The organism is Bartonella sp. DGB1, assembly GCF_041345015.1.
In the GTDB taxonomy this organism is placed as follows: Bacteria; Pseudomonadota; Alphaproteobacteria; order Rhizobiales; family Rhizobiaceae; genus DGB1.
In genome coordinates this window covers 604998-628188 of the sequence record NZ_CP166769.1, presented here as the reverse complement: position 1 = coordinate 628188, position 23191 = coordinate 604998, and the positions used below count along the sequence as shown (strand labels likewise).

At 30.0% G+C, this 23191-nt stretch carries 20 protein-coding genes and 3 tRNA genes; 13 read left to right on the top strand and 10 right to left on the bottom strand.

Going from position 1 to position 23191, the window contains the following annotated elements; all coding sequences use genetic code 11:
- Position 1: 1 nt before the first annotated feature.
- Entirely contained in the window at positions 2-1225 is a 1224-nt protein-coding gene (locus AB6T46_RS03215) for a L,D-transpeptidase family protein (protein WP_370931970.1), read from the bottom strand.
- A gap of 112 nt (positions 1226-1337) precedes the next feature.
- Here AB6T46_RS03215 and hemB point away from each other — a divergent pair, with 112 nt between their 5' ends.
- From hemB to AB6T46_RS03185, 6 genes are all read left to right on the top strand, one after another.
- The gene (hemB, locus tag AB6T46_RS03210; protein WP_370931969.1) at positions 1338-2339 is read left to right on the top strand and encodes a porphobilinogen synthase; all 1002 of its coding nucleotides are present in this window, start codon (positions 1338-1340) and stop codon (positions 2337-2339) included.
- Between the two features lie 55 nt (positions 2340-2394).
- Positions 2395-3123: a 7-cyano-7-deazaguanine synthase QueC gene (gene queC / locus AB6T46_RS03205; protein WP_370931968.1), complete on the top strand. Its 729-nt coding sequence runs from the start codon at positions 2395-2397 to the stop codon at positions 3121-3123.
- Positions 3116-3472, top strand: a complete 357-nt coding sequence (locus tag AB6T46_RS03200) for a 6-pyruvoyl tetrahydropterin synthase family protein (protein WP_370931967.1) — start codon at positions 3116-3118, stop codon at positions 3470-3472. The genes queC and AB6T46_RS03200 overlap by 8 nt, the downstream gene beginning before the upstream one ends.
- A gap of 272 nt (positions 3473-3744) precedes the next feature.
- Complete coding sequence (gene queE / locus AB6T46_RS03195) at positions 3745-4473, top strand: 7-carboxy-7-deazaguanine synthase QueE (RefSeq protein WP_370931966.1); 729 nt, start codon at positions 3745-3747, stop codon at positions 4471-4473.
- 7 nt (positions 4474-4480) lie between these two features.
- Positions 4481-4942 (top strand): preQ(1) synthase, encoded by a 462-nt coding sequence (gene queF / locus AB6T46_RS03190; protein WP_370931965.1) that lies wholly within the window; start codon positions 4481-4483, stop codon positions 4940-4942.
- Positions 4943-5227: 285 nt separating this feature from the next.
- The gene (locus AB6T46_RS03185) at positions 5228-6295 is read left to right on the top strand and encodes a hypothetical protein (RefSeq protein ID WP_370931964.1); all 1068 of its coding nucleotides are present in this window, start codon (positions 5228-5230) and stop codon (positions 6293-6295) included.
- A gap of 193 nt (positions 6296-6488) precedes the next feature.
- Here the strand turns inward: AB6T46_RS03185 and parC are convergent, their stop codons facing one another.
- Entirely contained in the window at positions 6489-8705 is a 2217-nt protein-coding gene (gene parC / locus AB6T46_RS03180) for a DNA topoisomerase IV subunit A (RefSeq protein ID WP_370931963.1), read from the bottom strand.
- A 166-nt stretch (positions 8706-8871) separates the two neighbouring features.
- On the opposite strand from parC, the gene AB6T46_RS03175 reads away from it, so the two are divergent.
- The gene (locus AB6T46_RS03175; RefSeq protein ID WP_370931962.1) at positions 8872-9651 is read left to right on the top strand and encodes an NAD kinase; all 780 of its coding nucleotides are present in this window, start codon (positions 8872-8874) and stop codon (positions 9649-9651) included.
- A 231-nt stretch (positions 9652-9882) separates the two neighbouring features.
- Here the strand turns inward: AB6T46_RS03175 and AB6T46_RS03170 are convergent.
- The 4 genes from AB6T46_RS03170 to AB6T46_RS03155 all read right to left on the bottom strand — a co-directional run bounded on the left by AB6T46_RS03170 (position 9883) and on the right by AB6T46_RS03155 (position 11807).
- A tRNA-Val gene (locus AB6T46_RS03170) sits at positions 9883-9957 on the bottom strand.
- 72 nt (positions 9958-10029) lie between these two features.
- Positions 10030-10392 (bottom strand): cell cycle two-component system response regulator CpdR, encoded by a 363-nt coding sequence (gene cpdR / locus AB6T46_RS03165; RefSeq protein ID WP_370931961.1) that lies wholly within the window; start codon positions 10390-10392, stop codon positions 10030-10032.
- Between the two features lie 99 nt (positions 10393-10491).
- A complete protein-coding gene (locus AB6T46_RS03160) occupies positions 10492-11436 on the bottom strand; it encodes an alpha/beta hydrolase (protein WP_370931960.1) in 945 nt (314 codons plus the stop codon).
- A 295-nt stretch (positions 11437-11731) separates the two neighbouring features.
- A tRNA-Val gene (locus AB6T46_RS03155) sits at positions 11732-11807 on the bottom strand.
- A gap of 177 nt (positions 11808-11984) precedes the next feature.
- On the opposite strand from AB6T46_RS03155, the gene AB6T46_RS03150 reads away from it, so the two are divergent.
- The 3 genes from AB6T46_RS03150 (at position 11985) to AB6T46_RS03140 (ending at position 13236) form a co-directional block, all read left to right on the top strand.
- Positions 11985-12061 (top strand) — tRNA-Asp (locus AB6T46_RS03150).
- Positions 12062-12266: 205 nt separating this feature from the next.
- Complete coding sequence (locus tag AB6T46_RS03145; RefSeq protein ID WP_370931959.1) at positions 12267-12719, top strand: hypothetical protein; 453 nt, start codon at positions 12267-12269, stop codon at positions 12717-12719.
- Positions 12720-12840: 121 nt separating this feature from the next.
- Complete coding sequence (locus tag AB6T46_RS03140; RefSeq protein WP_370931958.1) at positions 12841-13236, top strand: hypothetical protein; 396 nt, start codon at positions 12841-12843, stop codon at positions 13234-13236.
- A gap of 228 nt (positions 13237-13464) precedes the next feature.
- On the opposite strand, the gene AB6T46_RS03135 is transcribed toward AB6T46_RS03140, so the two are convergent.
- Together AB6T46_RS03135 and aspS are read right to left on the bottom strand one after the other, a co-directional pair.
- Positions 13465-14637: an aspartate aminotransferase family protein gene (locus tag AB6T46_RS03135; protein WP_370931957.1), complete on the bottom strand. Its 1173-nt coding sequence runs from the start codon at positions 14635-14637 to the stop codon at positions 13465-13467.
- 60 nt (positions 14638-14697) lie between these two features.
- Complete coding sequence (aspS, locus tag AB6T46_RS03130; protein ID WP_370931956.1) at positions 14698-16488, bottom strand: aspartate--tRNA ligase; 1791 nt, start codon at positions 16486-16488, stop codon at positions 14698-14700.
- A gap of 119 nt (positions 16489-16607) precedes the next feature.
- Here aspS and rnd point away from each other — a divergent pair, with 119 nt between their 5' ends.
- Entirely contained in the window at positions 16608-17765 is a 1158-nt protein-coding gene (gene rnd, locus AB6T46_RS03125; protein ID WP_370931955.1) for a ribonuclease D, read from the top strand.
- Here the strand turns inward: rnd and AB6T46_RS03120 are convergent.
- Positions 17752-19272, bottom strand: coding sequence for an exopolyphosphatase (locus AB6T46_RS03120; RefSeq protein WP_370931954.1), 1521 nt, complete (start codon positions 19270-19272; stop codon positions 17752-17754). The two genes, rnd and AB6T46_RS03120, sit on opposite strands and share 14 nt — an antisense overlap.
- A gap of 38 nt (positions 19273-19310) precedes the next feature.
- Positions 19311-21320: a polyphosphate kinase 1 gene (gene ppk1 / locus AB6T46_RS03115; RefSeq protein ID WP_370931953.1), complete on the bottom strand. Its 2010-nt coding sequence runs from the start codon at positions 21318-21320 to the stop codon at positions 19311-19313.
- A gap of 121 nt (positions 21321-21441) precedes the next feature.
- Here ppk1 and AB6T46_RS03110 point away from each other — a divergent pair, with 121 nt between their 5' ends.
- The gene (locus tag AB6T46_RS03110; protein WP_370931952.1) at positions 21442-21684 is read left to right on the top strand and encodes a zinc-finger domain-containing protein; all 243 of its coding nucleotides are present in this window, start codon (positions 21442-21444) and stop codon (positions 21682-21684) included.
- A gap of 5 nt (positions 21685-21689) precedes the next feature.
- Positions 21690-22892: an FAD-dependent monooxygenase gene (locus AB6T46_RS03105; protein WP_370931951.1), complete on the top strand. Its 1203-nt coding sequence runs from the start codon at positions 21690-21692 to the stop codon at positions 22890-22892.
- The last annotated feature ends 299 nt before the right edge of the window (positions 22893-23191 follow it).

Below are 23191 nucleotides of genomic sequence, written 5' to 3'. Positions count from 1 at the left end.
ATCACCTCTCATCTGATTCTAAAATTTCTTTTTTATCTCTATTATAAATATCATCTCTAAAATTCACTTGACCATTCGAATTAACCCAAGCCGTAATATAAGTAAAATACAATCTTACTTCATCTTGTAACTTGATTATAGTGGTTTTTTTACTCTCTATAGTTTTTTCAATTTTCTCACTATTCCAACCAGAAGTATTTTTTAATAACCATTTATTCAATAATTGTATATTTAAAATTCTAATACAGCCAGAAGTATCAAACAAAGAATCTTGAACAAAAGTAGCTTGATCTGGTGTATCATGCATATAGACTTCATATTGATTAGCAAAATTAATTTTAGTAGTTGCCATCGCGTTATTATCGCCTGGATCTTGTTTGTAAATATAACCATTAGGCTCATCACTATTCCAATTTAATAACTCTTGTGCAACTTTTCGACCATGGATATTATAAATGGTGATATTATTATCAATTAAATAACTAGGATATTTTCTTACTAAAGGTACTAAGTCTTTTCTCACAATATTCTGCGGTACTGTCCAAGTAGGATTTAAGATTATCTCTGCTATTTTTGCTTCTAGAATAGGAGTTTTACGATCTATCTTACCAACAACGCCAATAAATTCATCTATTTTTACATTATTTTCTACAGATTGTAATTTAGCATCAGGTATATTTACCAAAACATATCTTTTGTTCTTAGAAGTTCTATTGTTTAACTCTTTTATTCTTTTATAATTTAACTTTAATTGCTGCAAACGATAACTAGCAGGAATAATTAATGAATTCCAAGTTTGTTGATCCACAATTTTAGTAGGCTTTAAACCATGCCGTCTTTGATAATTTAGTAAAGCTAATTCTAAATGTGTATCGAAAGTCTCACCTGCAGAAAATCTATCTTCTAGATCCCCTAATAAAAAGAGCTGATATTTTAATTTAGCAACTTCAGATCCTTTTGCATTCAACCCCATATTTATAGCACTTTTATTTAAACGCGTCCAACCGCCTTTAAGCACTATTTCTTCATAACGATTTATAACTTTGCGTATATCTTGTAAAGATTGCTTAGATACTAAAGGGCTATTATCAATAACAAAATAATCAATTTTTGAGTTTACCCACTCAACCCCTACCATTGAAGTATTTGGTATATTCTGCTTACAAGCAATCCCTATAGAAGCTAAGGACAAAACTAAAATAACTGAAAAAAATTTATTAATCATATTGTAAAACTGTTAAATAGTTTGTAATCAAATAATATCATTGCCATAGTAAAACAGTTATCCTATAATTACAAGTAAATATACAGTTTTAAACATTACATATACAGAAAATATGATTGATAATATTACCCAAGGTCGCAGACTACGCAGATTACGACAAAATTCATGGATAAGAGAAATAATACAAGAAACAAGACTTCATGTATCAGATCTTATTGCGCCTATATTTTTATGTACAGGAACTAATATCAGAGAGCCTATAGATAGTATGCCAAATATCTACCGTCTTTCTATTGATATGGCCTTAGAAGAGTTACAATGTCTATATGCTCTAGGTATAAAAGCTGTCGCTGTTTTTGCACAAGAACCGATCTCAGCTAAATGTGAGCAAGGTCTATATGTTTTAAACCCTGATAATTTGACTAATAATTTTTGCAGACAAGCTAAGAAACTTAATCTTGATATTGGTATAATAGTTGATGTTGCTTTAGATCCCTATACTATACATGGTCACGATGGAATAGTTAAAAATGGGGTTATTTTGAATGACGAAACAATAGAAATATTATGTAAAGGTGCTATTGTTGCAGCTCAAGCTGGTGCTGACATTATTGCTCCATCTGATATGATGGATGGCCGTATAGCAGCTATTAGAAAAAGCCTAAATAATAATAATTTTTCTGATATCCCGATCTTATCTTATGCTGCTAAATTTGCATCTAACTTCTATGGACCGTATAGAGATGCTATCGGCACTAAAAATTTACTTAATGGAGATAAAAAAACATATTATCTCAATCCTGCAAATGCTAATGAAGCTATTCGAGAAGCCATGCAAGACCAACATGAAGGAGCCGACATGCTAATGGTTAAACCAGGGTTACCTTATCTAGATATTATAAAATCATTAGCAGAAAATATCAATCTACCCATCTTAGCTTATCAAGTATCCGGGGAATATACTATGATTAAATTAGCCATAGATAATGGCTATCTAAACAAAGATACAACAATTTTAGAAAGTCTGTTAGCCTTCAAACGAGCAGGTTGCAGTGCTATTTTTACTTATTTTGCAAAAGAAGCAGCTATATTATTGCAAAAAAATAAATATTAATATAAAATAAATCAAGCGGTCGCAGCCTACCCGTAAAAAACAAGGATATAAAATTATGAAAACTTTTGTCATCTGCTCTGGCGGGCTAGATTCAGTTTCTCTTGCATATAAAATAGCTCATGAACAAAATCTAGTTGGGCTAATTTCTTTTGATTATGGACAAAAACACTCAAAAGAGCTCCATTATGCTAAAATATGCGCTGATAATTTAAAAGTACCACATATACTCTTAGATATTAGCCACGCCGGCAAACAATTATCAGGGTCAGCTTTAACTGATAATATAGCCGTGCCAGATGGTTATTACACCCAAGAAAATATGAAAGTTACCGTAGTACCAAATAGAAATGCAATAATGCTAGCCTTTGCATTTGGTATTGCTAGCGCTAATAAAGCAGATGCTGTTGCTCTAGCAGTACATGGAGGAGATCATTTTATATATCCAGATTGCCGTCCAGAATTTATAGAGTCTTTTGCCAAAATGCAGCAATTAGCTCTTGCAGGCTATAGCGACATAAAATTATTAGCTCCTTATGTACATCTTACTAAATATGATATAGTAGCTGATGGAAACAAATATAATACTCCTTTTATAAATACTTGGTCATGCTACAAAGGCGGAGACAATCATTGTGGCAGATGTGGTACATGCGTAGAAAGACAAGAGGCTTTTTATTTAGCTAATGTAATTGACCCTACATTTTACGAAGATAAAAATTACTGGAGAGAAAATTACAAAAATTTTATTAATAACAAACTATTAAATGAGGATATAAATGTATAAAATAACTAAAGAATTTCATTTTTCAGCCTCGCACCAGTTATTAAACTTACCAAGCGACCATTCTTGCGCAAGGTTACATGGACATAATTATATCGTAATGATAGAATTAACTAGTGAAACACTAAATCAATTTGGATTTGTAAGAGATTATCAAGAATTGTCATTACTAAAAAATTATATTGATAATTTTTTAGATCATCGTCATCTAAATGAGGTATTTAATAATGATTCTGTTACTGCAGAATTTTTAGCAAAATATCTGTATGATTGGTGTAAGCCACATTTCCCAGAAGTTAGCGCTATTAAGGTGAGTGAAACACCAAAAACATGGGCAGAATATAGACCTTAACACGATAGAATCTAAATATTAAATAAGTTACCCATACTGACAAGTCAGATAAATATGAATAAATCTTAATAAATTTTTTATAGCAACACTCTTAATAAAAGCTTAAAGTTTCTTACAGCAAATATCTATATGATAAGTATAAACCATATTTTTATAAATTATAAAATTAATTGAGCAAAACAGCGGCAATAGATATATTATAAATTTTGATAAAATAATCTCAACATCATAGTAAAGAAATTAACGAGCTTAACAAAATAAAGTATAGCGGAATGAAAAAAGAAATAATACGCGTTAGTGAAATTTTTGGACCAACTATACAAGGTGAAGGTGCCTTGATAGGCATGCCTACAGTATTTGTGCGTACAGGGGGATGTGATTATAGATGCAGTTGGTGTGATAGCTTACATGCGGTAGATTCTATATACCGCAATGAATGGTTAGCTATGGAAGCTGCAGATATTCTAGATGAAATAATAAAATTATCTAATAATAAAGCTTTATTAGTTTCACTTTCAGGAGGCAATCCAGCTATACAGCCCTTTGAAAAACTTATTTCTATGGGGAAAAAACTAGGTTATAGTTTTGCAATGGAAACACAAGGTAGTATAGCACAAAATTGGTTTTCTTTATTAGATTACCTAATATTAAGCCCAAAGCCGCCTTCTAGTAACATGGCATTTAATCTTAATTATTTAACTAAATCAATAAAATCAGTAAATAATAACACTAAAGTTATCTTAAAGTTTGTAGTTTTTAATGAGACTGATTATAAATTTGCTAAAGAAATAGCTAATATTTTTCCTTTTCTACCTATTTATCTTCAACCTGGTAATCATACACCTCCACAAAATAACCAGGAAGATGCTGATATAGATCTTGATGGTATTTTAGACAGAACAAGATGGCTAATAGAACATACTATCTTAGACAAATGGTATAACGTTAAAATATTACCACAATTACATACCTTAATTTGGGGTAATAAAAGAGGAGTATAATTTAAAAATGGATCATAATATTTATAAAAATTTAACACAATTAGGAAGTAAAGCAGATATCCCTAATAACCCCGAAACGGCTATCTTGGAAAAAGTAAGTAATCCACAAAATGATATTCAATATTGTGTACGTTTTACCGCTCCAGAATTTACTTCTCTCTGCCCAATAACCGGTCAACCCGACTTTGCACATTTAGTAATAGATTATGTTCCTAATCAATGGCTAGTTGAAAGTAAATCTTTAAAATTATATCTTACCTCTTTTCGTAATCATGGAGCATTTCATGAAGATTGTACTATAACTATAGCACGCAAATTAGTAACATTACTAAGCCCCCATTGGCTTAGAATAGGTGGCTATTGGTATCCAAGAGGTGGAATACCTATTGATGTGTTTTGGCAAACAGATAAAGCACCTGAACATATCTGGATTCCTGAACAACAAGTACCAGCTTATAGAGGTAGATAATCAACGTATTAATTAGAAAGAGGTTAGCTGAAAGTAAACCTATAAAATTACCACTTACCTCTTTTAATAATCATGAAGGTTATATTATAACTATAGCACGAAAATTAGTAATATTATTAAATACCGTTAATTTATAATAAATAGATATTAGTATGCAAGGAAACAGACTCAGCATCTTTTTTAGGTAATTCGTACATATTTTAATATTAGAACATCTAACTATCCTAGCTTATAGAAAGTTTAGGTACATATCATAAATTTTAATAAAAATTTTAAGAGGTTACAATGAGTTTTAAAAGTATTTTAGGAGTATTAAGTGTTTTTTTAATATTGGGCTTTAGCAATATACAAGCTCAAGTTAAAGATACAGAAAAAAAATATGTAATCACTAACGAATGTATAACACGAGATGAGGTACGACTTTGCCGAATTAAAGCTTTAAAAGATATAGGTGATTACATTGATGAAGGTGACCTTGGAGGTTTTATTCAATCTGAAAAAAATTTATCGCATACAGGTAATAGTTGGGTACATGATAATGCTAAAATTTATGGCAACGCTAAGGTTTATGAGAATGCCCAAGTCTATAAGTATGCCAAAATTTTTAACGATGCTAAAATTTATGGTGATGCTAAAATTTATGATTATGTTGAAATTGCTAACGATGCTGAAATTTCAGGAAATGCTAAAGTTTCTGGGATGGCTACAATTTCTGGCAAAGCTAAAATTTATGATTATGCTAAGGTTTCTGGGATGGCTACAATTTCTGACACGGCTAAAATTTATGATTATGCTGAAATTTATGGAAGAGCTAAAGTTTCAGGCAATGCCAGAGTTCATGAAGTAGCAAGTGTATTTGGTGAGGCTGAAATCTCGGAGGGGGCTAATATCTCGGGACGGTCTATAGTAAAAGATAATGCTAAGGTTTATGGTAATGCTAAGCTTTTTTTGGCTATGGTTTTTGATAATGCTATGGTTTATGGTAATGCTGAAGTTTATGGGGAGGCTATTATTTATGGTAGAGCCAAAGTTTATGGGGAAGCTAAAGTTCATAACCAATCTAAGATTTATGGCGATGCCAGGATTTATGGAAAAGCTATTGTTTCTGATAAAGCTAAGGTTTTTGGAAACGCTAAAGTTTATGATAATGCCAGGATAAAATGGGCGAATGTCTATGATGACGCTCAAGTATATGATAACGCTAATGTTTCTAATAGAGCTAAAATTTTTGGAAATGCCAAGGTTTTTGATAGAACTAAGGTTTCAGGAAATGCCAAGGTGAGCGGAGATGCTGAAATTTCTGACGGTACAGAGGTAAAAGATAATACTGAAATATATAGCAAAGCTAAATAATAATTAGTAATAGATATCTAAATAGAAATTAACGTAATGAAATCGAATAAAGATCGTATAGTCGCATATTATCTTAAATCGTCTAGTTACCTTAATTATTCAAATATATAACCATTAGTAAAAATCCAACATCATAGCTATCGCATATTATGTGTGATAGCTATTTCTTTCTATATAAAAATCAGTTATATAATTAAGAAAATTTACCGCTTTTAGGAAAGCCTCTTGGTAATTCTTTTCCTACAGCTGCTCTATTAGAAATCCATTGCGTTAATTCAGATAATTGCCTTACATGTAATCGTTGAGCCGAATCACGCCAAGTTAAGCCATCATTAGCATAAAATATAGTAATATCATTTAATATTGCGTCTTTATATTTTTGCAAACGTACGCCTTTCCCTTTTTGTAACTCTGGTAATTGATCCATAGAAAAAATAAGCATACGCCTATTACTACCTATTACTGCGATAGTATCACCCTTAATTATTTTACAACAAGCTAATTTATCTTGATCTGCTAATAACATTACTTGTTTTCCCTTACGGGTTGTTGCTAATAAATCTGATAAATTAATGACAAAACCATATCCTTTCTCAGAAGCTAATATATATTTACTATTTTCTTCTGCAATAAAAGCTGCGATAACTTGCTGCTCTGATTCTAAGTCAATCAATAATCTTAATGGTTCACCGTGTCCACGTCCTGTTGGCAATTCATGAACATTTAAGGTATAAAATTTACCACTATCAGCTGCTATCACTAATTTATCTGTTGTTTTAGCATGTATGTGAATATGTAAATTATCACTATCTTTAAAAGATAAATTCTCAAGATCAGTTAAATGAGTTTTTAAACTTCTTATCCAGCCTTTTTTGGATATTATTACAGTAACATCTTCTTTTTCTATCATAGATTGCTGAATATCAGCTATATTATGATTAGGAGCTTTTTCAAGTTGAGTTCTTCTTTTTCCTATTTCAGTTTTATATGAAAATAATTCTTTTACTTGCTGTATCTCTTTAGCTATATTTAACCATTGTATTTTATCAGAATTTATTAAATCATCTAACGTGGATTTTTCACAATTTAATTGATCAAATTCTTTTTTTATTTGATCTTCTTCTAATTTTCTTAATGATCTTAATCGCATATTTAAGATAGACTCTGTCTGTAAATCAGTCAAAGAAAATTTATTTTGCAACATATATTTAGGATCATCTTCTTCACGAATAATGCGAATAATTTCATCTATATTAAGATAAGCTATTAAATATCCTGCTAATATTTCTAATCTTTGTCTAATTTCTTGCAATCTAAAATTAGATCTTCTAATTAATACTTCTTTTCTATGCTCTAACCATTGTAACAATATTTTATTAAGGGGTAGAACATTAGGTATTTTTCCGTAAGATAAAACATTCATGTTTAGCAATATTTTAGCTTCCAAATCTGTTAATTTGAATAAAGATTCCATTAATATATCTGGATTAACATGTCTATTTTTTGGTTCTAATATTAATCTAATATCTTCTGCTGATTCATCGCGTACATCATTCAGCAATGGTATTTTTTTAGCTAATAATAATTCTGCTATTTTTTCAACTAACTTAGATTTTTGTACTTGCCAAGGAATTTCAGTTACTACAATTTGATAAGTACCCCTGCCCGTATCTTCTGTATGCCATTTACTTCTTAATCTAAACGATCCCCTACCAGTTTTATAAGCTTCTAAAATAGAAGATGATGGTTCTATTAAAATACCACCTGTAGGAAAATCTGGACCTTTTACAAACTCAAGTAATTGTTCTATTTCTGCTGTTGGATTTTCAATCAAATATAAAGCAGCACCACATAGTTCATCAACATTATGAGGAGGAATTGAAGTCGCCATACCAACTGCGATACCAGAAGCGCCGTTAGCTAAGATATTAGGAAAAGCTGCTGGTAATACTTTTGGTTCTTTATCTTCCTCATTATAAGTTAAACGAAAATCAACAGCATCCTCAGTAATATGCTGCAAAATAAGCGTTGCTGTATTTGTCATACGAGCTTCAGTATAACGCATGGCCGCAGCATTATCACCGTCAATATTGCCGAAATTTCCTTGTCCATCAATTAATGGATATCGCATTGAAAAATCTTGCGCTAATCTCACTAAAGCATCATAAATTGATGCGTCCCCATGTGGATGGAATTTACCCATCACATCACCGACAATACGTGAAGATTTAGCATAATTATGGTCAGGAAATAACTTAAGTAATCTCATAGCATATAAGATACGTCTATGAACAGGCTTCATTCCATCTCTGACATCTGGTAAAGCTCTATCCATAATAGTAGAAAGAGAATAAGCTAAATATCTTTCAGATAACGCATTTTTAAGGTCTATTTTTTTTATATTGTTCATTTTAATGCCATTAATTACTTTCTAACTCTATATTTTTAAAGCAACTTATCCAAAAACGCAAGACTTACAATTTTATTATAAAATATGTGTAAGCAACAAATATGTAAGTTATACATTTCTATTTTTATGCTATATATAAAATATAATATAAAATAAGAGTAAACCTATGTCATTCAACCCTGAATCTATATGTTTTATCGCCTCTAAAGCTCCTAATGCACAAGAAGCTCTACAAATTTTGTCACGAAGATATGGACAAAGAAAAGCTGACAATGCAGAAGTTATAGTCGTAATCGGCGGTGATGGAACCATGCTAAGAGCACTGCATAAATTTATGAATAGTGATAAAAAACTATATGGTATGAATCGTGGTTCTGTAGGTTTCTTAATGAATGAATATCACCTAGACAAGCTACCACAAAGGATAGAATGCGCAACGCTTGAAGTTATACATCCTTTACATATGTTAGCTAAAAGCACAAAAGAAGGAATAGTTGAATCTTTAGGTATAAATGAAGTATCTCTCTTTAGACAATCATACCAAGCAGCAAAAATACAAATTAGCGTTGATAATAAAATTCGTATTCCGGAACTTGTCTGCGATGGTATTTTAGTTGCTACCCCTTTAGGTTCAACTGCATATAATTTATCTGCTCAAGGTCCTATTTTACCTCTTATTTCTCCTTTAATTGCCTTAACACCTGTTAGCCCTTTTCGACCAAGAAGATGGCACGGCGCATTATTATCTAATGAAAAATTAATAGAGTTTAAAATTCTAGAGCCAAACCGAAGACCTGTTAATGCAGCTGCTGATAATAGAGGGGTAAAAACCGTAGAAAAAGTAACTATTAGAAAATCACAAAATGATTTTGTAAATTTACTTTTTGATAGTGATCACTCTTGGGATGAAAGAATATTAACAGAACAATTTGACATATCAAGATAGATTATTGATATATTTTATATCCAGCTAACATTTATTATCTAACAATATTTAAACTAAAAGTAACTATATTTACCAATAAACTTAGTCAATTAAAGTTATATAATGATAATTTCAGACCTAATGCTTATTGTGTGATTTATTATAGCTTTGTTATTGTGAAAAAGATTTATTAAAAAACTAAGCAATAGTATAACCATTATAATAAGACTGATTATTATAATCCATTAACGGTGGTGGGCGTGACAGGGATTGAACCTGTGACCCCTACGATGTCAACGTAGTGCTCTCCCACTGAGCTACACGCCCGCTAAACCTTTGTATTATGTTTCAATTATATCGTCAATCAATTTTTTACGAAAATTCTGATTCTTAACAATATCATGCTACTAAAAGCAATTTATCTACTTCTTTAACTAAACTTTTTAAATGAAAAGGTTTTGATAAAACTTGCGCGTTAGACAAAGGAACATTATCTGGATTAAGAGCTACCGCCGCAAAACCAGTTATAAACATTACTTTAAGATCAGGATCCATATCTGTTGCTCTTCGAGCTAGTTCTATACCGTCCATTTCAGGCATCATTATATCAGTTAATAATAATGAGAACGGCTCACTCTGCAAACATTCATAAGCACTGACTCCATTATCAAACCCCACCACTTCATATCCAGCATTTTCTAATGCCTTTATTAAAAATCGGCGTAAATCACTGTCATCTTCAGCTAATAGAATCTTCTTCATATTATGACTCTTTGATTATTTAAGCTTAACTATTTTTATATTAATTAAAATACCAATATTTTTACGATAAATTATATTTTCTGTCTATAAAAAAGATACTTATACTAGCTTTTTTATAGATGGATTAAAAAAATCCTTAGTAAGTTTTATATCTTCTAAACTCGAACCGGGCACAAAATTTTCAAATATGGTCAAAAATTCTCCTATAATATCTTTATTTTCCTGAAATAAATCATGTTTAGCATCTTTTATAGAAATATGACTACTGGCTCTAATTTTACGAGATAATTGCTCTATGGCCTGGTTCTCAACTGCTTTATCTTCTCCACAAGTTATAAATAACACGGGGATTTTTACTTGATTTAATATAAATCTAATATTTTTAATCGATAAAAACATTTTAACGAAGGACATAAAAGATAAAATATTATATTTTTTAAGACTAATATCCTTATTTATTGCCATATTTTTTTGATATATCTTTTCACAATTAGTGAATATATTATTATTGAACTCTAATTTATTAGTATATTTATCTCTAAATGTCTTATATAAATTTAATAAATTACTAATACCCTTATATGGTTTTATCCAAGGCGCTATTAAAATAATCCGCTCAATATGATTATTAAGCTCAGGAAAATATTCCAACACCAGCTTTGCCCCTACACCATGAGCAATTATATAGGTAGCACCCAAACCTTTATCAAAAACAATGCGCTTTAAAAAAGACTTAAATATATATATGTAATCTTTGTATTTGAATGGTAAAATCTTTAACTTTTTAATTTCTATATCATTAATAGCAATAGGACAATAATCTAAAATTACTACATAATATCCACGCTGAGCTAAATTTTTCATTATGTTAAAATAATATTCTATTTTATCATTATAATCTGGTACTAAAAAAATAGTCCCACGGGTTGTAGTAAAATTTTTAGGTTCTGCAATCGCGTAACGTAAGGATAAATCATCAGTTAATGCGAATAAATATATAGATATATTTTTATGCCTTGTTTTTTGCCAATTATAATATTGCATAATTACCCTAATCATTAGATATTTATTAATCATATAGTTAGGTTACTGTTAAAAAAAACATTACAAGGTAAAATAAATTAATGTAAATTAAAAATATAATCTTATACCATATAACTATATTAATTATGTTATTCTAAGACAATCTTAATGCTGGTATTAGAATAACATATTTATAATTAATCTAAGGGTAATGAATCAATAACAATTAAAATATTTCTATTAAACATGGCTATTAAACAAAGAGATGAAAAATATACCTAAGAGTAGGATAAAAACATTAAATTTACAAATTTAATGGTGGGCGATAAGAGACTCGAACTCCTGACATCCTCGGTGTAAACGAGGCGCTCTACCAGCTGAGCTAATCGCCCATCAACTGATGATGTAACTTATCTTATTATAAAAAAAAATACAATATCTATTTTACTTTATTAACAAAAAGACACCTAAATTATTTTATTTTCCCCAACCTTATGATAACAGTTAAAATTAATATTGACAAAATAATAATAAAATATTAGAAGAGCAATATCAACTAGTTTGATTATGCGAGTGTAGCTCAGATGGTTAGAGTGCCGGCCTGTCACGCCGGAGGTCGCGGGTTCGATCCCCGTCACTCGCGCCACTTTATAAGTGGCCGAAATAAGAAACCTTTTCCTATTTTTTTCATTTACTATGAACTAAGAAAGTTTATATTAATTATCATTATTATACTCTTGCTTATTTCAGATATAGCTATATTTATTGCTTATATTGCAACTTTTTTACAGTTAATTAGTTATTAATAAATTAATCATTACAAATAGATTAACTTTATAAGGTATAGGAAAATGAATAAACTTTTTAAATTAAATAATTTCAAGAAGACAGCTGTTCTTTTAGGATCTTTAGGAATTTTAATGACTGTTACAGCTTGTCACGATGACAAAAACGCAGAAAACAACAAATTACAAAATACAGAACAAACAGAACTCAAAAATTCTGACAATAAAGAAACTTTAGGACAAAAAATAGATAACGCCACTGATACTATAAAAGATAAAGCGCAAGAATTAAAGCAAAAAACCAAAGAAGCTTGGCATGACACCTTTAACGACGCTAAAGAAAAGACTCAAGATGTAAAAGATAAAGCTAAGGATGCCACTCAAGACGTAAAAGATAAGACTAAGGACGCCACTCAAGATACTAAAGATTATTTACAAAATAAAGCCGACGATGTACATCAACATCTAAACGATGAGGATCGTAAAAAAAATGACGAAGTAAATAATTATAACAATTAATCTGTATAAAACTTATTTATAAATAATAATTATGTGATAAATTAATATAATATTATTACATAATTATTATATTTAAGTTATTATTAGATAATGTAATAAAATTTAATGTTATAGGAAAAAAATGCGCAAATTTAAATTTTTAGCTACATTCTTGGTTGTTACCCTCTTTTTTAAATTTGCTACTATGGCGCAAGCGCAAACAGCGTATAAAATTGAAACTGGTTTTTCTAATGAAAAATGTTCAACCTTAATTAATAACCTACATAAAAATTATAATACTCTATCATTAGCATTTTACATGTATATAGCAGCTTTCTTTACCGGAATGAACATCATGCAACTAACTCTTAAGGATAGTTTTCGCAATTTAGATGACCTTGAAAAAGACCCACAAAAATATATAACCGTCATAATAAAAGAATGCAATAAACAACCTAATACACAATTGCGAAGTATTTTATTAAAAGCTTACAACAGCCTTCCTGTAATAAATCTCTCAAAAGAACCTACATCGTAACAGTGACAAACTGCTAACAAATTATATGTTAATTTAACGGCTTTGATATACTTCTATAAATAGATAAAATACATTAATTCTGTCTATGAGTAATAATTGACTGCTGGCTCTAATATACCAGAGCTTAATTAGCAAAATAAATCACTAACAAACATATACCAATGAATAATTAACTAACAAGCACCATCTATAAGATAACTCCTAATAAACAGTTAGAAATTATATTAATTAATAACTTTGAAATATCTCATCTAAAGAAGATAAAATAAGCTGAATCTGTTCCTGAGTAATAATTAATGGCGGCAATAATCTAACTATATTATCTCCAGCAGTAATAGCAAGGATAAATTTATCTTGTAATTTTTGCACTAATTCCAAATTAGAAAAAACCGGTTTCAAACCTAGCATTAACCCTTTTCCACGAATATCACTAATTAGATGAGGGTATTTATTTTGCAAATCCTTTAATCCAGTCATTAACTCAGATGCGCGCTGCTGAACAGACTCTAAAAAACCATTTTGCTGCATAAGATCTAAAGTCTTTAGGGCAACCGCCATAGCTAAAGCATTTCCACCGAAAGTGCTACCATGACTACCAGCTACCATAGAGTTAGCTACAATATTAGTTGCCAAACAAGCCCCTACAGGGAACCCACTACCCATAGCTTTAGCTATAGTCATAATATCAGGAGCAACATTAGACCATTCATAGGCAAACATTTTACCAGTTCTGCCAAAGCCACATTGTATTTCATCGTAAATTAACAATAAACCATATTTATCACAAGTTTCTCTTAAAAATCTTAAAAACTCTTCCTCTACAGGGAAAACACCTCCTTCTCCCTGAATAGGTTCAATTAATATAGCTGCTGTTTTTTCACTTATAGAAGCTAATACATCCTCTTTATTACCTAAATCCACATGTTTAAAGCCCTTAAGGATAGGCTCAAAACCATCGGTATATTTTGGATTACCACCAGCGGATATAGTAGCTAAAGTCCTACCATGAAACGAATTAACAAAAGTTATAATTTCATATCTATTCACATTACCTAATTGAGCATGATATTTTCTCGCTGTTTTTATTGCACATTCAACAGCCTCTGCTCCAGAATTAGCAAAAAACACTTTATCAGCGAAACTAATATCACACAATTTTTGCGCTAATTCTTCTTGTAAAGGATTTACAAAAATATTCGATATATGCCACACCTTATGCGCTTGTTCAATTAAAGCTTCTATTAAAACAGGGTTTGCATGACCAAAAGCATTAACTCCTACACCAGCAAAACAATCTAGATATTTATCACCATCTTGTGTTTCTAACCAAACACCCTCACCTTTAACGAAAGACAATCCACGACGCTGATAAACATTATAAAGAGCAGAATTATTAGACATTTACAAACCCATATTTTTAGAAAATTAATTAAAAACCATTACATCTAATTAATAAACTTATTAATTTTCTGTGACGGGTGACAAAGGCCTTATATTCAACTCCCTTAATTGAGTAGGTGTAGCTACTGAAGGAGCCCCCATTAATAAATCAACGGCTTGCTGACTCATAGGGAATAGAGCTATTTCGCGTAAATTTTTCACACCAGCTAATAACATCACAATCCTATCAATTCCTGCCGCTATACCACCATGAGGAGGAGCTCCGTAATGGAATGCCCTATATAAAGCACCAAAACTTTTTTCTACTTCCGCTTTATTAATACCCATCTTCTCAAAAACTGCAACCATTACCTCTGGTATATGATTACGAATACTTCCTGAAGCAATTTCATAACCATTACAGACAAGATCATACTGTAGTGATTTAATTGATAAAGGATCTTGATCTTGAAGAGCTTGTACCCCACCCTGTGGCATAGAAAAAGGGTTATGACCAAAATCTAATTTATCTTCATCTTCATTCCATTCATAAAATGGAAAATCTGTAATCCAAGCTAATTCAAATAAATTTTCATCTATTAGATTTAATTCTTCGCCAATCTTTGTTCTAGCTTTTCCAGCAAAATTATAGAATTTTTTTGGATCTCCAGCCACAAAGAAACAAGCATCTCCATCACCTAAATTTAACTGTTTAGCAATAGCGGCAGTTCTTTCTTCTCCAATATTTTTAGCAATTGGACCAGCGGCATCTAATTTCCCATTTTCAAGACGCCAGAAGATATAACCAAGCCCTGGTTCGCCCTCTTTTTGCGCCCATGAATTCATCCTATCACAAAAAGCACGGCTACCGCCCTTTTTAGCAGGAATAGCCCATACAGCCGCTTTTTCATTAGTCGCCAATATATTTGCAAATATTTTAAATCCAGAATCTTTAAAATGTTCGCTAACTGATTCCATAATAATAGGGTTACGTAAATCAGGCTTATCTGAACCATATTTAGAAATAGCTTCATCATAAGTAAGGCGTTTAAATGGCTGAGAAACCTTTTTACCATTTGCAAATTCTTCAAACAAACTAGCCATAACTGGCTCTATTTTTTGAAGAACATCTTCCTGCTCTACAAAACTCATTTCTACATCTAATTGGTAAAATTCACCCGGGAATCTATCCGCTCTTGGATCCTCATCGCGAAAACACGGAGCTATTTGAAAATATTTATCAAATCCAGCCATCATTATTAATTGTTTATATTGTTGAGGTGCTTGAGGTAATGCATAAAATTTACCTGGATGAATACGGCTAGGAACTAAGAAGTCTCTTGCTCCTTCAGGTGATGAAGAAGTAAGTATAGGTGTAGCAAATTCATTAAAGCCTAATTCTTGCATACGCTTACGGATAGATGCAATAACAGCCAAACGTAGCATAATATTTTTATGCAATGTTTCTCTTCTAAGATCTAAGAATCTATAAGCCAAGCGGATATTTTCTGGATATTCAGGCTCACCGAAAACGGGTAATGGTAGCTCATCAGCTTTAGACAAGACTTCTATGTTATCCACAAAAATCTCAATATCACCGGTTACCAGCTGTGGATTTTTTGTTTCATCTGATCGTTCTGTAACAGTACCATCAATACAGATCACCCATTCATTACGTAGGCTTTCAGCAACGTTAAACGCATTAGAGTCAGGGTTAATAACTAATTGAATGAGCCCATAATGATCTCTAAGATCAACAAATAATAGCCCTCCATGGTCACGAACTCGATGTACCCACCCGGAAAGTCTTACTTGAACTGAAGTATCTGTTATTCTAAGATCTCCACATGTATGACTACGATAACGATGCATAAATAAATCCTTTTTTTAAAATGTGCTGACGAATATCTATATCCATGTTAAACTTAGTTTTGAATATTTTTACAAATTACACTTATATTAACATTTTTTAAACTATAACAGAGAATAATATGCCTTTAATAAACACTAACCCACAACTTATTGAAAGTCTTAAAAGTATAGAACACACGGATTTTGTAACAATTGACACTGAATTTATTAGAGAAAAAACTTTTTGGGCAAAATTATGTCTTATACAAATTGCAACTAGAGATAAAGTTATACTTATTGATCCATTAGCTGAAAATATAAATTTACAGCCCTTTTTTGACTTAATGCAAAATAAGAAAATTTTAAAAATATTTCATTCTGCTCGACAAGATATAGAAATAATTTATCATCTATCAAAAATTATACCGGAGCCTATATATGACACTCAAATTGCTGCAATGATTTGTGGTTATAATGACTCTATTTCTTATGAAAAATTAGTGTCAGATATCTGTAAGAAAAATCTTAGTAAAGCTTCACGTTTTAGTAATTGGGAAAATAGACCCTTATCTGCGCAACAACTTGAATATGCTGAATATGATGTAACATATTTAGTGGATATATATTTATATCTGAAAAATAAAATAGAACAACAAAATCGGCAAACATGGGGAGATGATGAATTAGCTATTTTAACAGATAAAAATACTTACGATTCATCGCCAGAATTAGCATGGCATAAAATTAAATATAACTTTAAAAAAAGCAAAGAAAAATCAATATTACAAAATTTAGCTTTTTGGAGAGAATGTCTAGCACAAACTAATAATGTACCACGTTCACATATTTTAAAAGATGAGATACTTATAGATATAGCTCAACAACAACCAAAAACAATTAATAGTCTATTTAAACTGCGACGTTTTCCTCTTAATAGCCTACAGAAAAAACTTTATGCAGAAGATATTATAAATTGCGTAAAAAATTCTACTGATCAGATTATAGATGATCTACCAAAAATTAAAAAATATAAAAATTTTCCCTCTGAACTACAAGGCAAGTTAGAAATATTAAAATTGTTACTCAAAATAATAGGAGAGCAAGAAAAAGTCGCACCTAGATTAATCGCTTCTGTAGCAGACCTAGAAAAATTTATTTTAGCAAAAGATAAAAGTGAATCAAAATTATTCCAAGGGTGGAGAAAAAAAATCTTCGGCGCAAAAGCTACTAAATTACTCAATGGACAATTGGCCCTAAAAATTAATAATAATAAAATAGAATTTTTTACGAATAACTAATTTTACATTCTATATTTTTGCTTATTAATTGTTTTAAAGAAGCTAATCTTTTATCTAAATTTTCACCCATTAAATCTAAGTATTTTTGCGGAATAACCAAAGTTACTTGCTTATCATCATTTTCCCAAACAAGCTCTGAGATAATACCAGTATTAAAAGCTGATAGCAAAGTTGCAGTACTTAGTAAAATACCTAAAATTTTAGCTTTTTTATGATTCTCTTGAGATAATAAACTATTCACTAACTCATTATTTTTAAATTCTTTCATTGATAATTGATTACCATAATATACAGCACAAGCAATGAATAATCTTGCAGTATGAGTTGCACCTGCAATACCACCATATACTATCATATCAAACGCTTGAACTCCTTTATAATCAACCTCGGCTCTCCAACCAATATCTAATAAATAACAAGCTGCTTCGCGGTATCTTTTTTCTATATGATTTTCCTTAATATCTAAAGCTATGAAAGATTGTTCTGTCCATTTTATTAATTCACTAATATGTGATAAAGAGCGAGAGTAAGACTTTGACATTTCAGAAGCAAAAGACAATAATGGATCCTGCTCTTGAATTTTAGTAGGCAATAGCTGATATAAACACCCCTCTCTTATACCATAAGAAGAAATTAAGATTTTTTGTGGACGTAATATGCTTAATAATTCGCCCAACACAATTGCTCCATAAGCCAATAAATAACGACGATTTTTAGCAATATTTTCTATACCTTTAAGATGATCTACATCACCTTTAGCTATTCTTTGTAAAAATCTTCTTATTTCTTCTAAATTTATAATATAACCGTGTAAAATTTTTAAAGGATAATTTTTAGCACTCATATGTAACTTAGCAATAGAACGCCAAATGCCTCCTATAGCATAAAAATTTTTAAAATCTTTAGATAGAAATTTTTGTAAAAAATTACTATTAGATAAACAATCTTTTACTAAATCTCGAGCATTCGATAATCTTCCATTAGCTTTATCATGCAATCTTAATCCACCTAAAGGAAAACTAGTAGCTAATTCTATATCTCCTTTTTCGATATAAGACAATTCTAAACTACCACCACCTAGATCCGCAACTAAACCTTGCGGCTGAAAAAATCCAGATTTTATTCCTAATGCAGCATAATGTGCCTCTTGTTCTCCAGATAAGATAGTTATAGATATTTTTAGGATTGTTTCAGCCTTATTAATAAATTCTTTTCCATTCAAAGCATCTCTAACAGCTGCAGTAGCAAAAGCATAAATTTTATTTACACCTATTTTATCCATTAAAAAACGAAAACGTTTAAATGCTTTATATGATAATTCTACCCCTTGTTGATTTAATAGCCCAGTTAATTCTATTCCACTACCTAAAGCACAAGAAATTTTTTCATTAAATAATACTTGCGGTAAACGTACAATATTATCATAAACAACCCACCTTACTGAATTTGAACCAATATCAATCACAGCCACTGAATTTAGTCCTAATTGTTTTTTTAAAAGTGACATAATTTACCTTTAGTATTTAAGTTATTCATTATTTGCTTTTAAATATCATTATTTGTTATGATTTTATACGGATTTAAAAAATAATTTTGTGTATTAAAACATTCGTCTTGGTTCTTTTTTTCCAAAAGTCTACTAGTTCCATCTGATAGAATTTCATAACTCTGTTGATTATCTAATAAGTTAGCTAACATTATTTGTTCTAAGATTTTTTTATGAACTTTTTTATCTTCTATCGGCACTAACAGTTCTACTCTTCTATTTAAGTTACGTGGCATTAAATCAGCAGAACCAATATAAATAATAGCTTTAGAAGAAGGTAATTCCTCGCCATTAGCAAAACAATAAATTCTACTATGCTCTAAAAATCTTCCTACTATAGATTTAACTTTGATATTTTCTGACAATCCTTTTACATTTGGTCTTAAACAACAAATTCCTCTTATTATTAGCTTTATCTTTACGCCAGCACTGCTTGCTTTATATAAATTCTCAATAATTTCCTCATCAATTAAAGCATTCATTTTCATCCAGATAGCCGCCTTTTTACCAGCTTTAGCGGCTTTTATTTCTTTTTGAATGAAATATAAAATTTTTTCTCTTAAATTTATTGGTGCTAAAGCTATATGTTGTAAATTTTGTGGAGCTATATGACTAGTTATATAATTAAAAGCTAAAGATACTTCATATGTGATAGTAGGATTGCAGGTAAATAATGATAAATCTGTATAAGTTCTTGCAGTGACTGGATGATAATTCCCTGTACCAACATGAACATAAGAACGTAAAGTTTCCCCTTCCTTTCTGACTATTAAAGATAATTTAGCATGTATTTTTAATTCTAAAAAACCAAAAATAACTTGTACACCAGCTTCCTCTAAATCTTTTGCCCACTTTAAATTTGCTTCCTCATCAAATCTAGCTTTTAATTCTACTAAGGCTGTAACCGCTTTTCCTGCGCGGGCTGCTTCAATTAAAGCTTTTATAATTGGACTATCAGCAGAAGTACGGTAAAGAGTTTGTTTAATGGTTACTACATCTGGATCGCTAGCTGCATGAGATAAAAAATCCACCACTAAATCAAACGTCTCATAAGGGTGGTGTATTAATCTATCCCTTTTTTGAATAGCTTTAAAACAATCGTTATTATATTTTTTTAAATAAGCAGGAAAAATAGAATTTAATGGAGGAAATTTCAAATCTTCTCTAGGAAGATCTACTAACTGAATAACATCCTCTAATTTTAACATAGATGATATTAATGATAATTTTTCACTATCAATATCTAAAGCTTTTATAATAGTTTGTTTAAATAAGTCATCAACATGCTGTAAAACTTCAACTCTGACAATTTTACCGTACCGCCTTTTTTTTACAGCATTTTTTACTTTATCAATAAAATTAATTGATTCTTCATCTATTTCTAAATAACTATCGCGCAATATTCTTATATGACAAGAACTCAATACACTATAATGCGGCAACAATTTTGGTAAAAAATAAGTTATTATATCATCAACTAAAATAAAATTATAACCTTCATGCTCATCGCCTAACAAAATCAACCGAGATAATTTACGAGGAAAGCGTAATAAGATAAGTTTTTTTTGATCAGATTCATTGTGTTTAACTAAAGCTACAAGAGATAAAACAGAATTAGGAATAAAAGGAAGTTTTTCATTTATACTTATAGCTATAGGGGTCAGTGTAGGAAAAATATTAAGATTAAAAAAATTATCTAACCAATTTAAATTTTTTTTAGTTAATTGCTTTATAGATAAAATATTTATACCATTTTTAGAAAGCTCATCTTTTAATTTATCCCATGACTTAGTTTGTCTACATTGAATATCAACAATATCTTTAGTTATTATTTCCTTATCTGGCATACCGGCTAAACGAACCATAAAGAATTCATCTAAATTGCTAGCTGACAAAGATAAGAATTTAACTCTCTCTAGCAGTGGATGATTTTTTCGACTAGATTCATTTAAAACCCTACGATTAAATTCTAATAATGAAAATTCTCTATTAATCAAATGCTGTTGCATATTTTATCCGTTAGTTATCTAAATGAATTTAGCATAAAGTGTTAGTTAATATGTATTATTCTTTTAATATTAAACAAAAAATGGTAAATTATGCTAGTTATATATTGTCAAGGTACAAGAAATGAAGCTAAAGCAAGTTCCATATTATCATAATAATATTGGCTATAAATCTATTCATATAGCAAATAAAAAATTCATGTGCATAGGAGCTTTACCTCCTTTTGATCACCCTCATGTTTACCTCATTATGGATGAGACTAATCAAAAAATCTGCCCATATTGCTCCACCAAATATCATTACAACTCAGCTTTAACTGATAATAATACTTTGCCAGCAGGTATGACTTGGTCAAAGAATAATTAGATATTATGGACGTAATACCATCACTAACTACTAATAAACATATTGTAATATCAGGAGCTGGAATAGCTGGTTTAACCACAGCAATCCTATTAAGTGAATTAGACACGACTATAGATATATATGAACAAGCTAAAAATTTATCACCTATAGGAGCAGGCATTCAATTACCTCCTAATAGTATGAAAATTTTAAGTTATATAGGACTAGAAAATCAAATTAAACAAAATGCTATCAGAGCTAACCAGCTTAAAATATATGATGCTATTAACGGAAAAAATTATATAAATTTACCGTTATCTAACAAAAATGATTATTATCTTATTGATAGAGCAACTTTACAAACAATATTATTAAATAAGGTACGTAGCTTACCTAATGTTAATTTATTCTTTGGTCAAAAGATAAATAACTTTAAGATAGATAATTCAAAAATACACATTAATATAAATAATAAAATAATAAAACCAGATTTATTATTAGCATGTGATGGTGTATGGTCTAACGCACGAAAATTTTTTTTACCAAACGAAGAGGCTTATTTCACCGGTGATAATGTATGGCGAGCTTATTCAAAAAATCAACAATTTATTCATAAAGATTTAACAGATAATATCTCATGCAATGATATTGTAATTGCTTTAGCGAAAAAACAACATCTAATTTTATATCCTACTAACAAAAATAAAGATATTAACTTAGTGCTTGTAGTGAAAGATAAAATATCCTCTGCAAAACAATGGAATATCACCAGCAAAGCTAAAGATTTTCTATCACATATCAATGATTGGCATAAAGATTTTAAAAAAATATTTACCGATAACTTAGAATGGAAAAAATACCCCTTATATATTATGAAAAATGCTAATTATTATGGCAGATATAATTGTCTTCTATTAGGTGATGCAGCCCACACTATTTATCCTTTTGCAGCACAAGGTGCCGCAATGGCGTTAGAAGATGCATGTTACCTTTTTACAAGCTTTAAAAAATTTGGTATCAATCAAATAGCTATCGACCATTTTATAAAAGCCCGCTTACCACGCATTAATAAAATCCAAAATAGAAGCTTATTTAATAAAAAAATATATAATGCTAATTTCTTATTAAAATTAGGACGCAATATAGCTTTTAAATATAGAAAGCCTCAATCATTCATTAATGATCTCAATTGGATCTATGATTATGATGCAACTAAGTTAAGTGACTAATCATAAATTAATAATAAAATATATCTAATAAGAATTTCTACCTAAAATTAAAATTTAATATAATTTTTAATAAGATGAGCTATTACTTATTAATAACCTCAACTAGCTCTATAATTATGACATCACCAAATTAAATAACTAATTTTTTGGATCTATGATTATGATGCAACTAAGTTAAGTGACTAATCATAAATTAATAATAAAATATATCTAATAAGAATTTATACCTAAAATTAGAATTTAATATAATTTTTAGTAAGTTCAGCTATTACTTATTAATAACCTCAACTAGCTCTATA